The sequence below is a fragment of the Roseinatronobacter monicus genome, from assembly GCF_006716865.1.
Lineage (GTDB): Bacteria > Pseudomonadota > Alphaproteobacteria > Rhodobacterales > Rhodobacteraceae > Roseinatronobacter > Roseinatronobacter monicus.
In genome coordinates this window covers 53,803-69,927 of sequence record NZ_VFPT01000002.1, presented here as the reverse complement: position 1 = coordinate 69,927, position 16,125 = coordinate 53,803, and the positions used below count along the sequence as shown (strand labels likewise).

At 56.7% G+C, this 16,125-nt stretch carries 13 protein-coding genes; 5 read left to right on the top strand and 8 right to left on the bottom strand.

Features of this window, described 5'->3' with window-relative positions:
• Window positions 1-313: 313 nt before the first annotated feature.
• From BD293_RS18260 to BD293_RS18245, 4 genes are all read left to right on the top strand, one after another.
• A protein-coding gene (locus tag BD293_RS18260) for an IS630 family transposase (RefSeq protein WP_142081793.1) occupies window positions 314-1,461 on the top strand; the annotation gives its coding sequence in 2 pieces (ribosomal slippage) (window positions 314-761 and window positions 761-1,461; 1,149 coding nt in all).
• A gap of 201 nt (window positions 1,462-1,662) precedes the next feature.
• Window positions 1,663-2,592, top strand: a complete 930-nt coding sequence (locus BD293_RS18255) for a site-specific integrase (RefSeq protein WP_246086388.1) — start codon at window positions 1,663-1,665, stop codon at window positions 2,590-2,592.
• Window positions 2,589-3,953 (top strand): tyrosine-type recombinase/integrase, encoded by a 1,365-nt coding sequence (locus tag BD293_RS18250; protein WP_142084816.1) that lies wholly within the window; start codon window positions 2,589-2,591, stop codon window positions 3,951-3,953. Before BD293_RS18255 ends, BD293_RS18250 begins: the two co-directional genes overlap by 4 nt.
• The gene (locus BD293_RS18245) at window positions 3,950-4,948 is read left to right on the top strand and encodes a site-specific integrase (protein ID WP_246086387.1); all 999 of its coding nucleotides are present in this window, start codon (window positions 3,950-3,952) and stop codon (window positions 4,946-4,948) included. Before BD293_RS18250 ends, BD293_RS18245 begins: the two co-directional genes overlap by 4 nt.
• An 86-nt stretch (window positions 4,949-5,034) precedes the next feature.
• On the opposite strand, the gene BD293_RS22800 is transcribed toward BD293_RS18245, so the two are convergent.
• The 7 genes from BD293_RS22800 to BD293_RS18215 form a co-directional block, all read right to left on the bottom strand.
• Window positions 5,035-5,208: a hypothetical protein gene (locus BD293_RS22800; RefSeq protein ID WP_170207213.1), complete on the bottom strand. Its 174-nt coding sequence runs from the start codon at window positions 5,206-5,208 to the stop codon at window positions 5,035-5,037.
• 155 nt (window positions 5,209-5,363) lie between these two features.
• Window positions 5,364-5,909 (bottom strand): hypothetical protein, encoded by a 546-nt coding sequence (locus BD293_RS18240; protein WP_142084813.1) that lies wholly within the window; start codon window positions 5,907-5,909, stop codon window positions 5,364-5,366.
• Complete coding sequence (locus BD293_RS18235; protein ID WP_142084811.1) at window positions 5,906-6,640, bottom strand: ParA family protein; 735 nt, start codon at window positions 6,638-6,640, stop codon at window positions 5,906-5,908. Before BD293_RS18235 ends, BD293_RS18240 begins: the two co-directional genes overlap by 4 nt.
• A 656-nt stretch (window positions 6,641-7,296) precedes the next feature.
• Window positions 7,297-8,244 (bottom strand): lysozyme family protein, encoded by a 948-nt coding sequence (locus BD293_RS18230; RefSeq protein WP_142084810.1) that lies wholly within the window; start codon window positions 8,242-8,244, stop codon window positions 7,297-7,299.
• Between the two features lie 102 nt (window positions 8,245-8,346).
• On the bottom strand, window positions 8,347-8,919 hold the full coding sequence (locus tag BD293_RS18225) for a hypothetical protein (RefSeq protein ID WP_142084808.1): 573 nt from the start codon (window positions 8,917-8,919) through the stop codon (window positions 8,347-8,349).
• Complete coding sequence (gene mobF / locus BD293_RS18220; protein ID WP_142084806.1) at window positions 8,916-12,272, bottom strand: MobF family relaxase; 3,357 nt, start codon at window positions 12,270-12,272, stop codon at window positions 8,916-8,918. The genes BD293_RS18225 and mobF overlap by 4 nt, the downstream gene beginning before the upstream one ends.
• Before the next feature lie 47 nt (window positions 12,273-12,319).
• Complete coding sequence (locus tag BD293_RS18215; protein WP_246086386.1) at window positions 12,320-14,707, bottom strand: type IV secretion system DNA-binding domain-containing protein; 2,388 nt, start codon at window positions 14,705-14,707, stop codon at window positions 12,320-12,322.
• A gap of 76 nt (window positions 14,708-14,783) precedes the next feature.
• Between BD293_RS18215 and BD293_RS18210 the strand changes: the two genes are divergently transcribed.
• The gene (locus tag BD293_RS18210) at window positions 14,784-15,524 is read left to right on the top strand and encodes a DsbA family protein (protein WP_142084805.1); all 741 of its coding nucleotides are present in this window, start codon (window positions 14,784-14,786) and stop codon (window positions 15,522-15,524) included.
• A 174-nt stretch (window positions 15,525-15,698) separates the two neighbouring features.
• Here the strand turns inward: BD293_RS18210 and BD293_RS23595 are convergent, their stop codons facing one another.
• Complete coding sequence (locus BD293_RS23595; RefSeq protein WP_170207211.1) at window positions 15,699-16,124, bottom strand: transposase family protein; 426 nt, start codon at window positions 16,122-16,124, stop codon at window positions 15,699-15,701.
• Window position 16,125: the final 1 nt, after the last annotated feature.

Here is a 16,125-nt window from a genome sequence, read left to right as displayed (position 1 = left end):
AGGAGAATTTCGTAGCCCGTTTGATTTCAATGTGTTGGGCTGGGGTGCGGTTGCCCTTGCTGCGCATTATTTGAGACAAGAGGCTCCCTTGGTTGACCCAAAAACCAAGGAGAACCAAATGTCATCATCGCAATCTGAGGAACTTTCCAAGCTTCGCGACACGCTGAGCCGTCAGCGCTATAGCCCTACTGTCATTCACAATTATTGCCTCTACGCGGGTCAATTCCTCGCTTATCTAGTCCCATGTGTCACGGTATTTGACTTCGTTGAGGTTTTCTGAATCACTCTGGGATAACTTTCAGAGGAGGCTGAAATGGGCAAATGTGGACCCGCTGTGAAATATGTTGTTCGTCTGGATGCTGAAGAGCGCCAACAACTGGAAGGTATAATCCGCACGGGTCGTGGCGCGGCGTATCGGCTGCTCAAGGCGCGAATATTGTTGAAGGCGGATGTGTCCACGGAAAATTGCGGCTGGGATGACGCGCAGATATCTGAGGCGTTGGAGACCAGCCTTTCGACCGTCTATCGCACCCGTCGTCAACTTGTGGAAGAAGGGCTTGAGGCTGCTCTTGCACGCAAGACACAGTCAACACCGCCACCGAGGATCTTTGATGGGGAGAAAGAAGCAAAGCTGATCGCTCTGGCTTGCTCCGAACCTCCCAAAGGCTATGCGCGCTGGTCGTTGCGGCTCTTGGAAAAGCGCGTGGTTGAGTTGGGTATCGTAGATCAGGCCAGTGACAGCACGATCGGGCGCACGCTCAAAAAAACGCTCTCAAACCGCACAAGAGCCGCTATTGGGTGATCCCCCCCAAAGCCAGCGCTGCTTTTGTCGCGGCCATGGAAGATGTGCTCACCGTCTACACACGCCCATACGACCCTGCGCGTCCGCTGGTCTGCCTGGACGAGACTTCCAAACAATTGACCAAAGAAACCCGCGCCCCCATCCCGATGCGACCGGGTCAGCCCGCGCGGTCTGACTATGAATACGAACGCAACGGCGTCGCCAGCTTGTTCATGGTATTCGCTCCGCATGAGGGCTGGCGCCATGTCGCCGTTCGGGCCAGACGCACCGCCGTCGACTATGCTCATGTTCTCAAAGAGCTGGCTGACATCCACTTTGCGAAGGCTGACAAGATTGATCTGGTTCAAGACAACTTGAACACCCATAGGCGCGCGTCTCTTTACGAAGCCTTTCCCCCGGCCGAAGCTAAACGCATCGCTGATCGCTTCGACTGGCATTACACGCCCAAACACGGGTCTTGGTTAAACATCGCGGAGTGCGAACTTAGTGTTCTGGCGCGCCAATGCCTCGATCGGCGCATTCCAGATCACGCTACTCTGGAAACAGAGGTTGCTGCTTGGACCCAAAATCGGAACAACGCACAAGCCAAAACCAACTGGCACTTCACCACCAAAGACGCCAGAACCAAACTCCTTTACCTTTACCCGCAAATCGCCTGAATCAGGGGACTAGAAGAGCATGCGATTGACGTGCAGGACGTCACCCCGGACCTTGTCGCACGGTACCTGCGCCACGCAGTCCGGCAGTTCCAACTGGATCGCGGGCGCGCACCGGGGTCCAGCTGGGCATCAATCCCGCGGTCGGGCATTCACGCTTTGCTCCGCTCCGCTTTGTCAGAATGGCCGCCAGCGCCGCCTTCCATGACCGAAGCGGAGCGCTTCGCCCGCGATATCTGCGATCAGTATGAGCGATGGCTGCGGGCCGAACGCGGTCTCGCCGAGCCCTCGATCACGGCGCTGATGTGGGAGGCGCGCCATTTTTGCAAATGGCTCATCCAGCGAAATGGGAAAGCCGGTTTTGCCGATCTGAGCGTGCGCCACATCGATGCCTACATGGATATCAGGGCGCCTGGCCTGGCTCGCAAATCGCTCAAGGACGTGGCCGAACGGTTGCGTGGCTTCCTGCGACATCTACACCGGAGCAAGCTGCATCCGGATGATCTCTCGGGTCATGTGATTGCCCCGCTTCTCTACGCCTACGAGGGCATTCCGTCGGTCCTGACTGCGGATCAGATAACGGAGGTGCTTATACTTGCAGGGCAGGACAACTCGCCTTTGGGGTTGCGCGATCACGCGATCCTGCAGCTTCTTGCCAAGTATGGCCTTCGATCCGGTGAGGTCGGTCGCCTGCAGATCGAGGATATCAACTGGCGGTCGGATACCATTCGGGTGCATCGCTCCAAATCCAATGCCACGGCTGTGCTGCCCTTGATGGAATCCGTAGGGGAAGCGATCCTGCGTTACCTGCGGGACGGCCGTCCGGACACTGATATGCGCACCGTCTTCGTGAGAAGCCGTGCGCCTTATCAACCGATGACGGCAGGCGGCCTCTATGGTGTGGTCAAGCGACGTCTCGCAGTCGCCGGAATTGAACCGGTCGGCAAGCGTGGTCCTCATGTCTTCCGCCATGCCCGCGCGGTCAGCATGCTGAGGGCATCCACCCCGCGCAAGATCATTGGCGATGTGCTGGGCCATCGATCCCCGGAAGCGACAGCTCCCTATCTGAAGCTCGCCACCGAGGACTTGCGTTCGATTGCTATCAACCTTCCAGGTCTGGAGGTGAAGCAATGACGCGCTGGCCTGAAGATGGCGATGTGATCATCGAGAACTACATCGCCCAGCTTCCACTGCATTACGCGATAACGCCAATCTACTATCGCCAGGCGCTGAACAGCTTCTGGCAGGCGGTGTTGCGGTTTGGCGCAACCGACCAGCAAACACTTGAATACTGGCTGCGTGAGCGCGGTGAGGTCTGGGCCCATTCAACGGTGCAGAACCGCGCCCGGATTGTGGCCCGTTTCCTTGATACTCTGGCGGATGATGGAAGAATTACCAGCAACCCGATCTCCGACCTTCGCCGCAACTATAATGCCAGTAGCGACACCGGCGTTGTCAGGGCCTTGATGTCCCCCAATCCCGATCGGGCGCTCGAGGCATTGCGACAACCCCGACCCTACGCGAGTTCGTTGGGCGAGTTGATGCGCGACCATGTCGAGCGGATGCAGCGCCGGGGATATCGATATGAGGCGGCCGATGTCATTTGCCGCCGGTTCGACCGCTTTTTACAGCAAAGGCGCGATCTCGATGACCAGCCGCTGGAGATCATGCTCGAGCACTACCGCCGGGTAAAGGCGAACGCGAACCATCTGGCCGAATGCGAGAAATTGGCCCGTATCCTGAACAAGGTCCTGTGTCACGACGATCCATCACGGCCCGAAAGGCGACCGGACAACCGGCCAGTGAAGCAGGTTGCTCGCGGCTGGCGGCGTCCGCATATCTACAGCCCCGAGGACATCCAGAAACTGCTTGCAATCGCCCGGACCTACCCGTCGCCGCGCGCTCCTTCGCGTCCGATCAACCTCTACACGATGCTGGTTCTGACCTATTGCGCCGGATTGCGAATTGGCGAGATTGCAAGGCTGACACTTGGCGACGTTGACATGCAGGTGGGGAGCATCGCGATCCGGGAAACGAAGTTCTTCAAATCCCGCATCCTGCCGCTGTCGGAGAGCGCGATGGATGCCTTGTCTGCGCTTCTCAAGGCGCGGCAGGAGGCCAACGTCTCGCGTAGCCTTGACGCTGGCTTGTTCTGGCATGATCAGAATAACCGGCAGTACTGTCGGGCATCCATCAGCACCCACTTCGTCGCCATTCTGCGCATGGCTGGTTTGAAACCAGCCGCAGGCAAGATCGGGCCACGCATCCATGATCTGCGCCATACTTTCGTTGTTCACCGGATCCTCGACTGGTATCGGCAAGGCGTAAATCCGCAGGAAAAACTGCCGTATCTCGCCACGTACCTGGGCCATCGCGACATCAACTCAACCCTGGTTTACATCACCGTAACCCAGGAGCTGTTGCACGAAGCGAGTGAGAGGTTCCGGTCCTTCGCTTCGCCCGGTAATGCTGAACCGGTGGAGGTGACATCATGAAATCTGATCCGCTCCCACAGTTGCTGCGCATGTTCTTCACCGATTGGATGGTCCAGCAACGCAACGCGTCCCAACACACCGTCAAATCCTATCGGGATACCTGGCGGCTCTTTCTGCGTTTTGTCGCGGACCGGCGTGGCAAGCCGGTTGTTCGTCTGGCGCTGAGCGAATTGACCGCGGCAGAGGTCATCGCCTTCCTGCAATATCTTGAGATCGAACGCGGTGACACCATCGGTACCCGGAACTGCCGTCTTGCGGCCCTGCGCGGCTTCTTTGGCTTCGTGGCGACACGCGAACCGCAGCTCATGGCGCAATGCGCGGAGGTTTTGAACGTGCCGACGAAAAAAGCGCCGATCCGCGCGCCAGACTACCTTGAACCCGAAGAGGTGCAGGCGATCCTGGCGCAACCCGACCAGTCCACGTTGATCGGCCAGCGAGACCATACCTTGCTGTCGGTTCTATACAATACTGGCGCGCGTATCCAGGAAGCGCTCGACCTTTGCCCCCAGGCGATCAGGTTCGATGCTCCGGCCTGCGTGCGATTGTACGGGAAAGGCCGTAAAGAACGGATCAGCCCGCTTTGGCCGGAGACGGTCGCCTTGCTGAAGTCGCTGCTTGAGCGAACACCGAGGCCGGTCGATGCGCCACTCTTCGTGAACCGCTATGGCAAACCGCTGAGCGCCTCCGGCGTGCGGTTCAAGCTTGCGGAATATGTCCGGGCGGCTGAGAAGACCGTGCCAACCTTGGTGGCAAAACAAGTGACGCCACACAGCTTCCGGCACGCAACAGCCGTGCACCTGGTCGCCGCCGGCGTGGACGTCACGGTGATCCGCAGCTGGCTGGGTCATGTCAGCCTCGAGACCACAAACCACTACGCCCAGGCCAACTTGGAGACCAAACGCAAGGCGCTAGAGCGGGTCGAAAGACCAAAGACCGATAGTCCGCCATCGTGGCGGCGCGACGAGAGCGTGCTCGACTGGTTGGACACACTCTGACGCGCATCAAAGATAATGCGGAGGAAAAATGCGGGAAGTACCGAGAAACAAGGGGCTTGTCGGACGTCCTCCGCATTATGCCGTCCTCACGATAATTGCGCGCCTTGCAAGATGACAAGCGTCTGATCTTCAAAGCCGCCGCCGAAGCCCAGAAAGCCGCCGATTTTATCTTTGCGGCGCAGTACGAGCAGCAACACGCTATCGCTGCAGAATGAGCCAACGGTGAGGGGCTGGACAACAGCCCCCACCAAAGCCGCCAAGGCGATGATTTGCCCGCCCCGAAATGGGCGGGTTTTGCTTGGGGCAAGCACAGTACATGACCGGGCGGGTTTTGGTGTCTGTCGCGGGGCCGGGTGGAACCCCCCCCGCCCCTCGACAGACCGGCGCTTTCAGCGCCTGAGCCGCTGCGCGGCGGTCATTCGGCTCGCTGTGACAGCTTGATGTAATCACTGAACTTTGGAGATAAGTATCGGGTCAGAACAAGCGTCTCCGGTTCGAGGGAATGATTGCGATGCGTGTGGAGGATTTGGTCTATCACGTCTGCGCTCAAGCTTAAAACGATGCGGTAAGGACGCTGGTTGCGAGACTTTCCTGTGTTAGGTTTCCAGTCAGCCTTGATGGTTTTTGCAAAGGATTTCGCGATCGTCGCTTTGACGTGCTTGCGCAGCTTTGCGGGCATATCCGCAACTTGGGCCTCAAATGTCGCCAAGACATCTGCGTCAATGTCGAGCCTCAAATCGACGCGTCGTGACAGGCCGGGTTTATCGGTCTGCGCGGGGCTTTTCGGGAGGGGTGGCTTTTGGGGGGGCACTTGGGTTTCGGAGGGGCGCGGCGAAGAAGAGGCCGGTGCGATCGGCCGTACAGGATCGGCTGGAGATGCCGCGTGGCTGACCGTTTCGGCTTCAGGGTCCGGTTTTTTGAAATCCAGGGGGCTGCGCGCGCGTAAACCTTTGTTGATCATTTTTCCGCCTCATCGATTATAGCATTGATCTCGGTAAGTAGATCGCGGCAATCTTGTAGCGCTGTCTTTAACCTGGGGATTTCAGCCTTTTCCAAGCCGACAGCATGATCCTCATAATAAGCCAGCGTTCGCCCAAGTAGGCCGCGCATGACAAGATCCGCGATGATGGCAGTGTCTTTGATTTGCGTCTGAAGCACCGGGAAGTTTTGAAGAACGGCGTCAATATCCCTGTTATTGGCTGCTGTTCGCCTGGTCTCAGATTTCATGCGCGTAAATAAAACTCTGGCTTCGCCCACCCTTCCCTCTTTGGAGAGCTGGCGGATCACGTCCAAGGCGGGGGGCACTTCCATCAAATCCAGGGCGGATGGGGCAAAAGGAATGAGAGTAACCTCCGCGTATTGTAAGGCGCAGCGGTTGAAAGGGTGATCGACACCCGGGAGGTTGATCAGGCAGTAATCATACCTGCCGGTATCATTGGCGTTGAGAAGATTGCCTTCAAGCGTCAAAGCATCAACTTTGTCATAGGGATAGTAAACCACATCAAAGCGTTCGCTCCACGCTCGCGTTAGTGCGCAAACACTGTGGTTTCGGTAGGCTGCAAATGATTGGTGGGGGTCGCTGTCAATCAAGAGCGCGGATTTGCCCTGTGCATCTATAGCCGAGGCGAGCATCATAAGGGCGGTCGTTTTGCCTGTTCCGCCTTTGTGGCTGTAGGCGGTTATCAATTTCATGGGGTTATGTGTCCCTGTCTCTATGTATGTGGGGAGATAGGGCTGTCTTGGCGGGCAAGTCAATTGGAAAGTCGGAAGATTGGAAGATTGTACAAATGGAGCATTGGAGACTCGGAATATCGGAAAGGCGGGACGTCGGAGCATAAGGACATAGGAGGATTGGACCTGTGGAAAATCGGTACGTCGGTGGATTGGATGATAGGAAGATAGGACCATTGGGTTATTGGTTAGTTGAAAGGTCGGAACAGTGGAGAGTGGGGGGGATGGGCCGTTGGACAGTAGGTAGATTGGGCAATTGGAGTGTCGGTCCGTTGGAACATTGGGCAGTCGGATAGTTGAACCCATGGAAGATAGGGCCGTTGGAGCATTGGAACGTCGGAGCATAGGAACGTCGGAGCATAGGAACGTCGGAGGGTTGGTTTGTTGGGTGATTGGACGGCTGCCAAAACGGACCGCTGAGCGCGCCCTTCTGCTCTGCCTTGTGTCCAGGTGCGATTTTGCGCGACCTGGCAGTGTGAGCGCGCCTTCTGCGCTCTGCGGGGGCATTCGGGGGGCTGGCGGTGCCTATCTGTGCGCGCGTGGTTTCTTCAGGCGCGATAGAGGGTAACTATTGGGGCGCTGCAGGAGGCGCAGCCCTGCGGGGGAGACCTGGCCCCTCAGTGGGGAGCTGAGGGGCTTTCAGGGGTATTTTGGGCCTGCTGCGTGGGGAATATCTTTTCCATTGCATTCTCGAAGGCTTCTCTTGTGATTGTGGCCTTGTTGCCTGCAATGCCTTGATAGCGGCTTTGGCCGTTGGGCAGGGGGAAGCCGGCCCAGATTGCGGCGAGATTATCCATGAAGGCTGCGCGGCTGATCTGGCCTCTACGGAAGCGATGATATCCGGCCTCTTCGATCAGCATATTGGCGAATAGGTCCTGTGTGTCGGGAGTGAAGGGAGTAGTGCTGCTGATGCCGCTATTTCGGACAAGGCCAGCGAGGGTCGCGGGGATGATCTGATAGCGCCCGATTGCGTGATGCTGGCCTGGGGTTGCCTCAATCCATGCGAAGATTTCGGCGATGGTCATCTGTGTGGGTTTTTTGGGGGGTAGGAAGCGGGCTTGATACTGGACAGCGTTATAGTCTGCGGATCCGGCTTCGGCGGCTGCGATGAGGGCGCGCAGCTGGGCAAGCTGTGAAGCGTTTGGGGGGAGGTTGATAGAAGACCGCGCCTTTTGCGGGTTTGCCGGGGCCGGGGTGTCGAATGTGGACATGGTCGATGTTTGGAACGAAGATCCTGCTGGCGGGGCCCGGCGTGTTGCGGGTGGATTTGGGGAAGGGCGCGCGGCATTCCAGGGTGAGCTGGTTTGGGACCATGTCGAGGAAGTGGCTTCGCCCTTTTGGGGGCTCAGGGTGAGGGAGATAATGAGCAGGCATCCGCCTGCGTTGGCGAGCGAGACGCGGCCTATGGCGCGAGAGGAGCAAATCAACATATTGTTTCTTGCTCCTGAGAGGGAGCACACCTGACGCAGCAAGCTGCAAACGTTGGTAAGGCATTGCTTTGCAATGCTTTTTAAACAATTGTAAGCCAATATCGCTGAGATATTATATTTTAGATTATATTTCATAGTGTTATCTTGTCCGCGAGATGTCCGTGCCACTTTGTGGCTGGCGAAAGCCATAAAATGGCACAGCCTGACATACTATATATAGTATGTTGTCGCGCCGCATCACCGTTCCATTTCCTGCTGTCTTGACTCTTTTTGCTGCTGCTGGGCAAGGGCGCGGGCATTGATCATGCGTGCCTCGGCGAGCAGTCTCTCATGTTCCTCTTGCATCTTCTGGCGGTCATATTCGGGCATCTCCAACCCCTCACGGGCACGCCAAAAGGCGAGTGTGTTGCGCGTCTCGGCGACAAGATCCTCGACCACTCTCATCGCGGCATCGAAGTCACCTTCGCGCATTTCATCGGAGCTTTTTGCTGAAACCAAAAGCCCGACTAACCCAAGAATTCCCTTCAGTTCTCGATGGATTTGACCATGCAACATCAGGTGGCCACAGTCACTTCGGACACGCAATTCTTCGGTTTTGTCGAAACGATGCAACAGCTCCGAGAGGGTGTCTTGCGCCTGCTTCAGCGCCGCTTTCGTCTCTCTGAGCTCTGTCTTGAGCGCAACAATTCCACGATCCAAATCCCGTGATGTGATGCCTGCTTGCGCGTCACCGGCTGACTTTGCAAGCTCGATCGCGTCATCCCCGAGGACCATTCTAGGGCGCTCAGTATCGACATTGGCACTTCTCATCTGGTGGGACCTTCCTTGATTTTCTGTTTCTGGTTATCGTTTATGCGGTCTTGGATCCGCTGCAATTCGGCGTCAAACCGATCCTGTTTGATCTTCAGCTGCTTGGCGAAGTTTTCAAATTCGGGGTCTTTGGTGTGTCCACTTATGTCGTATTGCTTGTGCTGATCGTGCTGTTTGCCTTGCTCAAGCGCCTTATCCTTGTCGTCATTATCCATCCTGAGCTTCAATGCATCGAGCGCCGTTGAGCGCTCACCGGTGTTTTTTTCGATCCTGTCAGCCAGTTTGGCGGGGTCATCTGTAACCAGAATCGCGCTATTTCGAGCCCGTGAGATGTCCACATAAAAGGATTTCTGGTCGCTCAGGCGTTCGTTTGCCGTCATGCCGACGAGGATATTGTTGACCGTAGCACCCTGGAAATCATGCGCTGTGGCCGCGTAGATATGCTGCAATCCGCGCGCGGCGGGGCTATCTATGGGCAGCCGGACAGGCTCCCGGCCCTCCGCTTGCAGCTCGATTTCGTCTCTGCCAATCCTTTTGACGCTCATTCGAGCGCCGTTGATGATGCCGGTTTCCTTATCGGCGATGGTGGCTTTGACTTTATCACCCGTAGCGAATTCGCGCGGCTCCGTCTCATAGGCTGCGGTGTTTTTGATGATGTTCTTGCCATGCCCCAGCCGGACGGTCACGGCGTCACCGCCCTGCTCGGGGGTCAGTGTCAACGTATTATAGCGCTGGTGGGTATCAGTGACGACATAAGGCCTGTTGAGTTCAAGCACGCCGGCCTTTGCGAAGGGGACGATAATATCGCCGCGGGTATAGCTTTGGGCGTCGCGTTTTTCCGCATCACTGAGATTGAGCGGGCTGAGGCCGCGCGCCTCAACATCTTGCTGACCTAACCCTCCCTCGGCCTTGAGCGTTGCTCTGATCTTTGTATTGACCGCAGCGCGCATTCTATTGGTCAGCACAACGATCCCGGTCTGCTCACGCTCGTCCGGCGAATGTGCCAGCCATTTTCTGGCGAGAGTGTCGGCTACGCTTTCTTTGTACTCGCGGTCGGGTGTCTCAATGCCTTGCAGCTTGGTAAAGGCCTGGTGGATTTCGCCGCGAATGGAGTGCAGAACCGCGGCGTGTAGCGCAGGGGTGTCGCGTTGGCGTTGGATGTCGGCCATGACAGCCGTTGGCATGCCGGCCTTTTGGAGCTGGGCAAAGGGGCTGCCTGCGGCGACTGCGTCGAGCTGTTTGATGTCGCCCACCATGACCACGCGCGCATAGCCTGCCTTATTGGCGTGGGTCATCAATGCTTTCATATCTTGCGTGGACATCATGCCAGCCTCATCGACCACGAGGATGGTTTTTGCCTTGCTCTGCCTGCGGGCTTGCGGGTCTTCCATCATCATCAAGCGGCGGGCGACTGTGCTCGCATTGGGAATGGCCTCTTGCAACTCTTGGGCGGCTTTGTTGGTGGGCGCGGCGCCTTCAACCGTATAGCCGGATTTCTCGGCATAGCGCGCCAATGTGGCCAGCATGTAGGTTTTGCCCGTCCCCGCATAGCCCTGCACGCCAACGTATCGACCCTTCTCAGACAGGCCCAGCTTCACAGCTTCTTTCTGGCCGTCGGTCAAACTGGTTTTTCTAAGGGTATGTTCGAGATATGCTTCCGGTGATGCCTTAACTACACCAGTGACACTATATCTCGCACGAAGATTAACGCCACCCTGCCGCTTGCCTTGCTGAAACGCTGTCAGCACGGCCTTCTCGTTTGCGATCGTCGTGTCGTCAGAATACATTCGCACCGTTTTGGTCGCAAAGCCTTTACCTTGGGCAGGCGTGGCATCGACCTGATTGGCGGACCACAGATTGCGCTGCACTGTTCTGGTTACGCCAGTACTGTCGTCGGTGATCGTGACCTCCCGGGAGCCTGTCACGGCCAGATGTACCATTGTGCCAGACCGATACATCGTGCGTTGCATTTCCTGCTTCAGGCCCGCACCCCACAAGGTATGCGTTCCCGAGCTGTTCTGGATCGTGACGTAATAGCTCATGCGGTTGCCTGGCTTGTATTCATAAGGCAACTCGCCATGGCCGATCAGCCGCCCGGTAAAGCCGTCGCCAGGCCGGAACGATTCTGCTTGATGCTTGTGATCGCGAATTTCGACATCGACAGGTACAAGCCTGCCTTCCTTCTCCTTCGCGGCGATCGCTTTTTCCAAGGCCGGCAGCGGAGCCGCGCCATTGCGGCCGAGCGCTGTGCGGATGATATCGTCTCGTGAGTAAACCGCATCGCGCTCGCTGATATGTTTGATCGCAAATTCGACGGCAGCCAGCGCACGCTGATCGGGGCTTTCGATCACTTGCCCGTCTCGCGTTTGCCCCGGCAGCCTTAGCGCCTTGTCACGCGACGCGGCCTGAACGATCCGATCAAGCTGGTCTTTTCCAAAGCCCATCTTCCCGGCTTCATCAAGCCAGGCCTGTTTCAACTCGTCACGATCAACACCGCTCTGCTTGTTGCGCCGCGTGGCCAATGTGGCCAGAGCGCTGTCGATAGCATCGGGTGTCTCCTTGCCGCGTGCGGACAGAGCTTGTTCAATCTCTTCGCGCCGCTTCGACCACGCGGCGACAGCGTGCTCGGGCACAGCGGAAATTTCGGGGATCGCATGTTTGCCGTTGCGCGATACCTCATAGCCAAGCTCGATCAGGTTCTCGGCCAAAGCACTGCGATAGAGCGCGCCAATCAGCATCTTGTTGTTGTAGATCTCTTCGTTGGTCAGCGCGGTCCATTTCCCATCAGATCCGAGAACCATGTTCTGGATCACGGCATGCGTGTGCAATTGCGGGTCCATCGCGCGCGACGTGTCATGGCGAAACAGCCCCGCGATCATCTCGCCCTTTTTGTGGACGATCTCGCCATTCTCTTCACGGCGGGTATAGACGAAGCGCGTTTCGACAATCGACATCGCTTCTTTCACCGCCGCATCATGCGCGGCCACGACACGTTCATCGCCGGCGACCAGTGCCATGATCGAGACAGTCTTCGGCGCCGAGAACGTCAGATCAATGCCGGGTCGATGCTGCCGTTCTCCATCCACATAGCGCCCCATGGTCTGGCCCTCGCGCCAGGCGCCAGAGATATCCTTCTGTGCGGGCGGGGCATGGCCTTCAAGCATTTCGGCGAATGTGGGGTCATCGACGCGCCCCCCGAAAACACTCTGGCCTTTCTCAGCCAATGTTTCGGCGGCTTTGCCAAACCAGCTGGCGGCCGCCTCGGCTTCGGGACTGCCCGCGATATAATACCCTTCGGCTTTGTAATAGCCGCTGGCAGCGGCACCAGCGGAGACATTGCTGACTGACAGCATAAGGAGGCACCTTTGCTTGTGGACTGTTTGAATTTCGAATGGCTGGGTTACTTGCTGGGCGCGGCAGCTTGAATCATATCGCGCATGCCCCCGAGTTCCGGGGCGGCATCTGCCCGGTCGCCGGCACCCTTGAGCTGGCTTTTGGGCTGCTTTGCCGCCGTCTGTTCAGCGTCGCTCGAGGGAAAGGCAGGGGGAGCGCCGGCATTGTCGTCGCATGCCGGAATATCCCTTTTCGCCAATTCGCGTATCTCTCTTAATTTAGGGATATGCACCCGAGGCTTGTTTTTCGGGCGGGGCGTGTTGCTCATCATATCTTCAGCATAATAGGTAAGGACGACATAACTTGGCATGTCATTGCCATGCAGGCGTTGTCGATAGTAATGCTCCCAGAGCATGTAGTCGTCTTTTTCAGCGTCAATCTGTGGGACAAACTTCATCTGTTGGGGATCGAATTGCAGCTTGCGGCCTTCGGCCCACCACTCTTCAAATGCCGTCAATTGCTCGCGCGGTGTCCATGTCGCAAACTTACGCTTATTTTCTTGCTTGATGGTGTCGAGCAATTCCGGCGCGTTTTGTTGCGCTATTGATTGCATTTCGCCCTCTGGCACAGGCGCGTTCGCATCCATGCTGTCGAGATCAAAGCCGGTGCCAGTATATTTGATGAATTTCTCCGCGCATGGCTCCACATCGATTGGCCCGAAAGTAATCTGGGCAGTCGGGCTGTCATAGGCAAAGCGGATATAGGCTTCGAACTGGGGCAAAGACTGGATCTCGGAGGCGGTGACGATCGGGCGTTCCACACGCTGGCTGACGACATTGACACCGTCTCGGGTTTCATGCGCACCAAAGCTGAGGTTCTCTCGGTGCTCGATGACATCTTCAAAGCCAAGGCTTTCCGAAAATAGCTTGGCTGTGCGCGCATCAGGGGTGTTGAAGACGATGCGGTTGTTGAGATTGCCCGCAATCGTTTGGGCGCCTTTCTCTCCATAGATGTCTTCGAGCTGTGAAAACACCTGATAGCCCAGAACGAAGGCTCCGCCGAATTGCCGGATTTCGGCAAGCTTTGCAGTCAGAAAGGGAAGCTTGTTGAGCGTCGGGACTTCGTCGATGAAAAACCACAGCGAAGGGTCGCGCTGTTCCTCGCAGGTCATCAGCGCATTGGCCGCCACTTCCAGACACGCACTGATGATGTTGCGGGTGGCGGCCGAATGTTCGGCATCCCCGCTTAGGAACACAAAGCCGGGCTTGTCGCTGATAACCCAATCCTTGATCGAGACGGGGTCGCCGTCATCGCGCAAGAATTCCAAAAAGCGCAGCTCGGCAATCATATTGGCGCGGATCGAGGCGGAGGTCTTTTCGACATGCTCGCCGAAGAAGTGGCCACCTGGTGTCCCTGCGATCAGGTTGGACAGCTCTTGCGCCGACATGGTCATGATCGCGCGGCGCAGCTGCGCGTTGGTCTGGGTTTTGCGCTTGATCAAAGAGCGTGCGGCGTATTCGAAGACAAGCCGCGCTGTCTGCGACCAGAACGGATCGTTGCTGCCAGGGCGTTGTGGTATCAGGACCTCTGCCAGCTGGGCAATCGCGGCGGGGTCTTTGGCCTCGAAAAAGGGCGACCAGATTTTGGATCGCTCATCAAAAGGGTTGATGATGATGTCAGTTTCGGGATCATAGAAGTCGCGCACCAACGAGCCCATGCGGTCGTAGATGATGGCGCGTCCATTGTTGGCTCGGATCGTCTTTAGCAGTTCTTTCATGGCGTTGGTTTTGCCGACGCCCACCGTCCCGAAAATACCCGTCTGTGCTTCGACTGCGTTCGGGGGAAAGGGGATGCCGCCGATTGTGTATTGGGGCCCTGTTTTGGCATCACGGCCAAAATTCTTGAAATAGGTTTTCCACTTGTGCTTCGACCATTTCACAAGGTCGTCGCGGTCTATGAGCCGAGTACCTCGAACATGTTCCTTCTGTGCCAGGGAGTTCCCGACGAAGATGAATACAAACAGGGAGACTGCGAACCCAAGCAGGGCCAGCACACCTGCTATGACCGCAAAGCGGACAGCGTTATCGTTGTAGCGTTGTGATAGCGCGCTTAGACGCGGGTCTTCTGCGATCTCCGAGGATGTGCGAACCTGGCGATGGTTTTTGTGGTCGAGGTAGCTGACAATCTTGTCACCTCGGCCGAGCTTAATGTTAAAGTCTGCCACCCATGTAGCGGCGGTTTCGCGCACGTGCTTGATTTCGTAATTCCGGTATACGAGTGCCGCGTAAATGACGATAAAGACTGCCAGGGTCACGAACAACGACGAGCGCAGAACCTGCGTGGCCATTCTGACCCAATGCTGGGTCGTCTGTCCGCCGCGAACGAATTGCGTCGAACGATTTTTTGCGGAATTTGCCATGGCCTGCCCTTTTTTTGTTCTCTTTTTGTAGCCCATCGAATTTGCTTGTGCTAGGTGTGGAGGGCATCGTAAGCGAATTTATCGCTTCAATTCTTACTTTTGGTGGCGGTTCATGAAATACGGAAAATTCTTTTGCTTTGCGGCTTGTGTCGCATTGGTAGGACCTGCGGCGCAGGCCGAGCCTAAGCCTTACTCCGAAGAGTTTGGAGCGGCGGTCAGAGCCTATCTTCTGGATAACCCGAATGTGTTTCTGGAGGTTTTTGCGAGGATCCAGGAGTTGGAAGAACAAGAGGCGGAAGCGGCTAAGCAGGCGATGATCGAGCAGTACGCCTCTGAACTGTTCAATAGCCAAGCGCCACGCATTGGGTCTCCCAATGGTGATTATGTTGCGGTCGAATTTTTTGATTACGCTTGTGGTTTCTGCAAGCAGGCTCTCGGTGAGGTAGATCGCGCTCTGGATGGCCGTGATGACATTACCGTGGTTCTCAAAGAGTTTCCCATTCTTGGTGCTGCGTCTGAACTGGCTGCAAGGGTCGGTATGGCATTGAGGCAGAGTGAAGGCGATGAAGCCTATGTCAGCTATCACAGAGCTCTGATGTTGCATCCCGAACGGCTAGATGAGGATTTGGTTGAAAGCGTAATCGACGAGCTTGGTTTCGACTTTGGGGCGTTGAAAGAGCACGGCCAGAATCCCGATATATCGGCAGAACTGCGTGCAAACCGTCAGCTTGGTGTTGCCTTGGGGATCAACGGGACGCCGGCTTTTGTCTTTCGCAATGACATAGTTGCGGGGCTTATTCGCGCGGACGCTTTCGTTGAGAAAATCGAGCAAGCGGCACAGAGGGTTGAGTAAATCGGGACGTTTCCCTGCTCTACATCTGAACAGTCTGTAATCAGTATTAAGTACGTCAGCATCACTGACTTTGTCGCCCGCAGAATACATCTAAAAAGGACCCAATGATGTCAGTGAAAATATGACCCGTAGCGGCTATCCTGGCGCTGTCCGGCTGTGCCATGGCCTAAGGCCCTAAAATAGTGAAGGTTGGTCCGTGAGATTCTTTGGTAGAAATGACTCCGGGCAAGCGGACGCCAAACATCGCCAACGGCAAACCGCGAGATCAACCGTAACCCCATCTCCATGGGCGGGATAATCCTGCAGTCGCCGACGCCGCCAGCCGTGACGTCGTCGTGAATGCAATCCACAGTCTGGGCAAATGCCGTTGGGTGCCAAGACGCCAGATACAATCCACCCGCCGGATTCACTTCGCTCAACGCTTTGAACGGCAACATCGCTCCCGGGCGACCAGTGCTTCTTCGAACTCACGACTATCCCTCCTGAATTTTCCAGTTTCAGGATAGTTGCGCCACACAAAGTGAGGCAGAGCCGATTTAACGGCAACGCGACAGCGGGTGAGATGCCGGTTGTTTCAAGGTCGTAGAACGCGAAATTCATG

Coding starts and splice junctions, on each gene's coding strand:
- BD293_RS18215 (WP_246086386.1), bottom strand. CDS start 14,707: ATGGGCTACAAAAAGAGAACAAAAAAAGGGCAGGCCATGGCAAATTCC.
- BD293_RS18235 (WP_142084811.1), bottom strand. CDS start 6,640: ATGAAATTGATAACCGCCTACAGCCACAAAGGCGGAACAGGCAAAACG.
- BD293_RS18250 (WP_142084816.1), top strand. CDS start 2,589: ATGACGCGCTGGCCTGAAGATGGCGATGTGATCATCGAGAACTACATC.
- BD293_RS23595 (WP_170207211.1), bottom strand. CDS start 16,124: ATGAATTTCGCGTTCTACGACCTTGAAACAACCGGCATCTCACCCGCT.
- BD293_RS18240 (WP_142084813.1), bottom strand. CDS start 5,909: ATGATCAACAAAGGTTTACGCGCGCGCAGCCCCCTGGATTTCAAAAAA.
- mobF (WP_142084806.1), bottom strand. CDS start 12,272: ATGCTGTCAGTCAGCAATGTCTCCGCTGGTGCCGCTGCCAGCGGCTAT.
- BD293_RS18210 (WP_142084805.1), top strand. CDS start 14,784: ATGAAATACGGAAAATTCTTTTGCTTTGCGGCTTGTGTCGCATTGGTA.
- BD293_RS18230 (WP_142084810.1), bottom strand. CDS start 8,244: ATGAAATATAATCTAAAATATAATATCTCAGCGATATTGGCTTACAAT.
- BD293_RS18255 (WP_246086388.1), top strand. CDS start 1,663: ATGACCGAAGCGGAGCGCTTCGCCCGCGATATCTGCGATCAGTATGAG.
- BD293_RS18245 (WP_246086387.1), top strand. CDS start 3,950: ATGAAATCTGATCCGCTCCCACAGTTGCTGCGCATGTTCTTCACCGAT.
- BD293_RS18225 (WP_142084808.1), bottom strand. CDS start 8,919: ATGAGAAGTGCCAATGTCGATACTGAGCGCCCTAGAATGGTCCTCGGG.